At 46.9% G+C, this 6,695-nt stretch carries 5 protein-coding genes, 1 tRNA gene and 1 pseudogene; 4 read left to right on the forward strand and 3 right to left on the reverse strand.

All coding sequences use genetic code 11. The features are described from left to right. Positions 1-5: 5 nt before the first annotated feature. Both QUB12_RS21610 and QUB12_RS21615 read right to left on the reverse strand, forming a co-directional pair. Positions 6-1,073: a site-specific recombinase gene (locus tag QUB12_RS21610; RefSeq protein ID WP_333308353.1), complete on the reverse strand. Its 1,068-nt coding sequence runs from the start codon at positions 1,071-1,073 to the stop codon at positions 6-8. A 124-nt stretch (positions 1,074-1,197) separates the two neighbouring features. Further along, positions 1,198-1,268, reverse strand: a tRNA-Cys gene (locus QUB12_RS21615). A 201-nt stretch (positions 1,269-1,469) separates the two neighbouring features. Here QUB12_RS21615 and cpdA point away from each other — a divergent pair. The 3 genes from cpdA to QUB12_RS21630 all read left to right on the forward strand — a co-directional run bounded on the left by cpdA (position 1,470) and on the right by QUB12_RS21630 (position 4,858). After that, a complete protein-coding gene (gene cpdA, locus QUB12_RS21620; RefSeq protein WP_333143148.1) occupies positions 1,470-2,237 on the forward strand; it encodes a 3',5'-cyclic-AMP phosphodiesterase in 768 nt (255 codons plus the stop codon). Positions 2,238-2,440: 203 nt separating this feature from the next. Further along, entirely contained in the window at positions 2,441-3,919 is a 1,479-nt protein-coding gene (locus QUB12_RS21625; protein ID WP_333143149.1) for an alpha-amylase, read from the forward strand. Between the two features lie 162 nt (positions 3,920-4,081). After that, entirely contained in the window at positions 4,082-4,858 is a 777-nt protein-coding gene (locus QUB12_RS21630; RefSeq protein WP_333143150.1) for an SDR family NAD(P)-dependent oxidoreductase, read from the forward strand. A gap of 89 nt (positions 4,859-4,947) precedes the next feature. Here the strand turns inward: QUB12_RS21630 and cofG are convergent, their stop codons facing one another. Then, entirely contained in the window at positions 4,948-5,898 is a 951-nt protein-coding gene (gene cofG / locus QUB12_RS21635; protein ID WP_333143151.1) for a 7,8-didemethyl-8-hydroxy-5-deazariboflavin synthase subunit CofG, read from the reverse strand. 362 nt (positions 5,899-6,260) lie between these two features. On the opposite strand from cofG, the pseudogene QUB12_RS21640 reads away from it, so the two are divergent. Beyond that, a pseudogene (locus QUB12_RS21640) lies at positions 6,261-6,695 on the forward strand (photosystem II q(b) protein); the annotation flags it as partial.

Raw genomic sequence — 6,695 nt, forward strand, 5'->3', positions numbered from 1 at the left:
AAGTATCAGAGTTTTTCGCCATACATCCGTAGCAAGTGATCGTAAGCTCGTTGCTGTTCGCGCTCGTTAAGAGCGAGGTGATAAGTCTGTGTATGGGTTGTTAAAGAGTGACCCATTTGTTTCGCCGCCAACGCGACATCCAAACCAAAGCTCATAGCCCGGATAGCCCAAGCATGGCGTAAATCATAAGCGCAAAAATCAGCAGGCGACCTCGCGAAAAATTTACAAACGCGATCGCCAAAGTCAGCATGGCAGTCACCGGTAACAGGCGGTCGTTTAATGTTTTTCAAGTCCCAGCGCTCTGCCCACTCCGGCCGCAGCGGCCAGCACTGCCGATATCCGGTCTTACCTTCTAACACCTGGCCGATCGGAAACTTGCTCAAATCCAAATAAAATGCTTCGTGGTCGCGTAGACCGTAAGCTGCGAGAACGCCATAAACCCACTGCCACTGAGGATTTTCAATCCTATCAAAACAAGCCTCAATCTCGTCATCAGTTGGCAAGTTTCGGGGCTGAACCTTTGAGGGGGAATAGTTGCCCAGTAAATCACCAAGATCGAATTCAATGTCGGCAAATTGAGCGAGCTGCCGGAAAGCTAAGCAGAATCGGCGCCGCTGCCGGGTGTTGGGTTTAGTTTTTGCGATCGCACTTAGTAACACTTCGGGGGCGATCGGCTCATCGGCTGGTAACTGATTAAAAGGTTGCAGGTAATCTGTTTTCCAAGTAGTTGAGCAGACTGCACCGCGCTTGCTTTGCTCAAATTTAGTCAGCCAATCGGCGATCATCTCAGACGACTTATTTCTGCCGCCGCCATAATCTGCCCAATCAAACTTTCTGGCATCCCGCAAGTAACCGACTTTGCGAGCTTCCTTCTCGGCCAAGGATATTCCGGCGATATTCGCGTGAATACCTAGCGCGATTTGCTGCTGGCACGGCGACAACTTGCCCGAACCGGGGCGCGGGGGGAGCACGGCCCGAAGATAAAGGCGATCACCACGCTGCAGAATTGTTACACCGGTCTTAGCCGCCTTCAATCGACCGTTTGCCTGATTGATTTTTGGATTGTTTGGCACTGACTTAAAACTGCACTACTTTTTCCAATCAATTGTATGTAATTATGTGCGATTTACATTCTGCAACAATCGCCTAATCCTTAGCTTGTGACCGTTTCGAGCTATTTAAAAACATGACTTAAAAAGGCGGCACCCAGATTTGAACTGGGGGTGGAGGTTTTGCAGACCTCTGCCTTACCACTTGGCTATGCCGCCGTTACGTCTGAAATTTGACGTTTTCTTATAGTACACCAAATCTCGAAAATTTTAACATACCTGTCAAAAATTTCGTAAAGCGCAGCTATCCCCAACGCGCGTGGGTTCCCCAAGGGTAGGGAATCGCCCTTTTTCCCCATATCCCCAAAACCCTTGTGGGAAGCTACTCTAGAACTATAGCAACGACCCGCCACACCAGCCATGACACCAGTTTCTCCCCTACTCGTCGCCCAAATCACCGACACTCACTTGTTTGCAGAGATCGATCGAGAATGGAAAGGCCTCTCAACAACCCGCACCCTCCAAGCAGTTCTCGATCGCTTGCAACAGATACAGCCGCCGCCCGACTTACTCCTACTCACAGGGGACTTGTCCCAAGACGAAACACCCGAATCCTACCAGCGCCTCGTCTCCCTCATCGCCCCCCTCGGAATTCCCGCCTACTGGATACCTGGGAACCACGACAACATCCCAGTCATGGCAGAAATCTTAAATCAGTCGCCTCTTTCCCCAGAAAAATCATGGATGCTAGGAAACTGGCAATTTCTATTACTTTCGAGTGTAGAAGCCGGATGCGACGGCGGGCGGCTTTCCCCAGAAAGCTTGCATTGGCTCGACTCTCAACTGCAACAAACGGGCGATCGACCTGTTATCATTGCCTTGCACCATCATCCTTTGCCGATCGACTCTGAAATAATGGATGGAATGATGCTGCACAATGCCGATGAATTTTTCGCAATTGTCGATCGATACCCTCAAATCAAAATCGTTCTTTGTGGCCACATTCACCAAGAATTTCAACAACAGCGGGGGTCAGTTACCTACTTGGGGACACCCAGCACCTGCATCCAACTTTTACCCAAAAGCCATCCGATTATACTTGACGAAATCCCGCCGGGATTTAGATTGCTTGAATTGGCGATCGACGGTACTTGGAAAACCAGACTTGAGCGAGTTGCCGAAGCATAGCCACCCTTTTAATAATTTTCCATAGCCTTAAAATAATTATTATCAAATTTACATTTTTTTGTCAATCCATCAACAGATAGATTGTGGTGAGCAACCCCATCTATTATTATATTTATTAACGATAGATTGCAGACCTACGTAAACTAGCAAGCTACGAACAAAAATCTATCTGGCAACATTACAAAACAGGAAAAACTAAATATATGTCTGAACTAAATGGCGTCATGATGCAGTATTTCCACTGGTACACACCCGCTGACGGCAGCCTGTGGAATCAGCTAGCGAAATCAGCAAAAGATTTAGCCAAAATAGGCGTTACATCCCTGTGGTTGCCGCCAGCATATAAAGGAACCGGCGGCGGTATGGATGTGGGTTACGGCGTCTACGACTTATTCGATTTAGGCGAGTTCGACCAGAAAGGGTCAGTACGCACGAAATACGGGACAAAAGATGAGTATTTGGCCGCGATAAAAGCTGCCCAAGATGCAGGAATTCGGATTTATGCCGATGTAGTCTTCAACCACAAATTAGGTGCAGATGCAGAAGAAGAAGCCGAAGCCACACCCTTCAATCCCGACAACCGGAATGACACCGTAGGCGAATATCAAAACATCAAAGCTTGGACGCATTTTACATTCCCCGGCCGCGACAAAAAATATTCCAGCATGGAGTGGCATTGGTGGCATTTTGACGCCATTGATTACAACGTTTACAACACAGAAACCCATGCCGTTTACCTGCTTAAAGGTAAAGAATTCGATCGAGGAGTAGACCTAGAAAAAGGCAATTATGACTACCTGATGGGTTGCGATTTAGATATGGACAACCCAGAAGTCACCGGGGAATTAAAATACTGGGGTGAGTGGTATGTCGATACAACAAACGTTGACGGCTTTCGCTTCGATGCCGTCAAACACGTAGCAGCAGAATTTTTCCAAGAATGGTTGGAACACGTCCGCCACTATGCCCAACGCGACCTATTTGCCGTCGGCGAATATTGGTCTTATGAAGTGGAAGCTTTGCACTACTTCCTAGAAGCAACGGACGGTAAAGTAGCCTTATTTGATGCACCCCTCCACTACAACTTCCACGCTGCTAGCAAAGCCGGTAATAGCTATGATTTGCGAACAATTTTTGATAACACTCTCGTCCAACAGCAACCCGCCCTCGCCGTTACCTTGGTAGACAACCATGATTCCCAGCCCTTACAATCCCTAGAATCAGTTGTCGAAGCTTGGTTTAAACCTCTTGCCTACGCTTTAATCCTGCTACGGCGCGAAGGATATCCGTGCATTTTTTACCCGGATTATTACGGCGCTAACTATAAGGATACAGCAAATGATGGCAATGAATACGAGATTTGGTTAGACAAACATAAGTTTATGGTAGATAAATTCTTGTTCGCGCGCCAAACTTATTCCTACGGCAATCAGTACGATTACTTCGACCACGCCAATACCCTTGGCTGGACGCGACTCGGAGATGAAGAACATCCGGGCGGCATGGCTGTGGTACTCAGTAACGGAGGCGATGGCACTAAGTTTATGGAAGTCGGACAGCCGAACCGAACTTATATTGACATCACCGAACACATCCAAGAACCCATCACAACTAATGAGGATGGTTGGGCTGATTTTAGGTGTAACGCCGGTTCAGTTTCTGTCTGGGTTCCGCAGCCGTAAGGACTGTGTTAACAGCAAAAAGTAAAAAGCAAGATATCTTTTTACTTTTTGGTTTCATATTTTTAATAGCTAAAATCTATCTATAGTTAGGACTAAAGCTCTCTCTTTAGTCCTATTTTTAGGCGAGGCGATCGTGTATAATGTTATTTTACATAAAAAATTATGAAACTTTCACAAAAAGTAGCCGTTATTACTGGCGGAGGGTCGGGAATTGGTCGTGCAGCAGCAATTTTAATGGCAAAGGAAGGCGCAAAAGTTGCTATTATCAATCGCACTTTAGAAACCGCGCAAGAAACCGTCCGCCAGTTGGTCGATGAAGGAGGCTGCGGGCTAGCTGTTGCAGCAGATGTGGCCGATTCTCTGCAAATGCAACAGGCATTTCAAACCATTTTTGATGAATATCAAAGAATTGATATTGTGTTCGCAAATGCGGGTATCAACGGTGTATGGTCGCCGATAGAAGAGATGGAACCCGAAGAGTGGGATAGGACAATTAACACCAACCTCAGAGGAACATTTTTGACGGTAAAATATGGAGTTCCTTATTTAAAAAAACAAGGAGGTTCCATCGTGATTACATCGTCGATTAATGGCACCAGAAGTTTCAAGAAAGTGGGCGCTACAGCTTACGCCTCCAGCAAAGCTGCCCAAGTAGCTTTAGCGAAAATGCTGGCGCTAGAACTTGCTCCCAGCAAAATCAGAGTCAATGTTATATGTCCGGGCGCGGTGCTGACTGCCATTGAGGAAAGCACCACGAAGCGACATATCGATCGCATTCCAGTCGCGCCTGAGTCGATTCAAGATATGATTCCTTTGACTGATAATACCGCCGGTTCTAGTGAAGAAGTCGCCCAATTAGTTTTATTTCTGGTATCAGATGCGTCCAGCTTTATCACAGGTACTGAAGTGTGGATTGATGGGGGCGGTTCTTTGATTTAAAATCTCAATAGTTTATTTTTATCACTCGGCGGTTGAAACCGCTTCTTGTCAAACGAAGTCCGCCTGCGCGGACTAAGAAATAAGAATTTCTAATGACTAACTCTCCATTGTTTAACAGCAGTTTGCAATTTCTGTGGCAGCCACTTATCGTACTGAGGATAAACAGGCAAACGCTGCACAAGTTGCCATCCCGCTGCTGCTAAAATTTCTGTTAAAGTTTGGTGGTGCAGGTGAGGATAATCGGGATTAACTTCATCCCGCGGCCCAATTCCTCCTAAATCTCTAGCACCTGCTTCTAAACAAGCCAGCAATATGTCTGGCTGTGCAACTAAATTTGGCGGAATTTGCAACCTGATTTCAGATGGTAAAATGCTGCGGGCGATCGCAATTACTTCCGGCATTTTTGTAGCATCAAAAATTTCACCGTCCCAACTTTGCTGATTTCCCGGACTGTGTGGCTGGAGGATAACTTCTTGAATGTGATTGTATCGCGAATGAATGCGGGCGATCGCCTCCAGCGTCTCAATCCAATCTGCCTCACTTTCCCCAATTCCCAGCAGCAAACCAGTTGTGAATGGAATCTTTAATTCCCCAGCCCATTCTAACTGTTGCAGCCGCAGCGCCGGCACTTTACTCGGTGCGTGCCGGTGAACAGTTTGTAACAAATGTGGGGCAAGCTGTTCTAGCATCAGCCCCATCGATACATTTACCTCTTTTAACAGTGCCATCTCCTCAAAGCTGAGCGGCCCCACATTAGTATGTGGCAAAAATCCCAGAGCAAGTGCCAGTTCGCACAAATCGTAAATCCGCTGCAACCAAGCTTTTCGCCGTTTACTTTGAGGATGTACCTCGCCGCTGAGGATCAGAATTTCAATTACACCTTGAGTTTGCAGCCGCAAAAGCTGTTTTTCGGCTTCTGCGAGTGTCAGCCAAGGACTTTGCAGCGGTTCTGCCCGAAAATTGCAATAGGTGCAGCGGTTAAAACACTCGTAAGTGGGAACCAGAGTATAAGCAGGGCTGTAGGTGACGGTGCGAGACATTCCTTGGGATAATTATCGATCGGACTTACGCAGTAACATATATCTGTGCATTGCGAGTTTTGCGGTTGGCGATCGCAACCCTTCATCTATCTTAACACTGACGCAAGCCCGGAATCTCGTTGCCCAGGTAGATTATGAGTATTCTTCTTTCGTGGGCGATCGTCCACAAATTCCGCACTCAGCTTTTCAACTCCTTATACAGCAAGCCTTATGGCTTTGAATAAGCATAATTTATGTTAACTATAAGAAAATCTGTGCTTAGAAGGCCTTTACAAACTGAAATAAAAGCTTTATGTTTATTTACATGGCGGAACACAAAGCCGTCACGAACATTGAAAACCAAATAAAGCAATCATAAACAAATGACAACAACCTTACAGCAGCGCGAAAGCGCCAACGTCTGGGAACGCTTTTGTGAGTGGGTCACATCAACCGACAACCGGATTTACATCGGTTGGTTCGGAGTCTTGATGATTCCTACCTTGCTCAGCGCCACCATTTGCTACATCATCGCCTTCATCGCTGCTCCTCCAGTGGACATCGACGGCATCCGCGAACCAGTAGCAGGTTCCTTGATGTACGGTAACAACATCATCACAGGTGCTGTTGTTCCCTCATCCAACGCGATCGGTCTTCACTTCTACCCAATCTGGGAAGCAGCTTCCCTCGATGAGTGGTTGTACAACGGCGGCCCTTACCAATTGGTAATTTTCCACTTCCTGATCGGTGTATTTTGCTACATGGGTCGTGAATGGGAATTGTCCTACCGCTTAGGTATGCGTCCTTGGATCTGCGTC

The sequence above is a fragment of the Microcoleus sp. B7-D4 genome, assembly GCF_036705125.1.
Taxonomy (GTDB): domain Bacteria; phylum Cyanobacteriota; class Cyanobacteriia; order Cyanobacteriales; family Microcoleaceae; genus Microcoleus.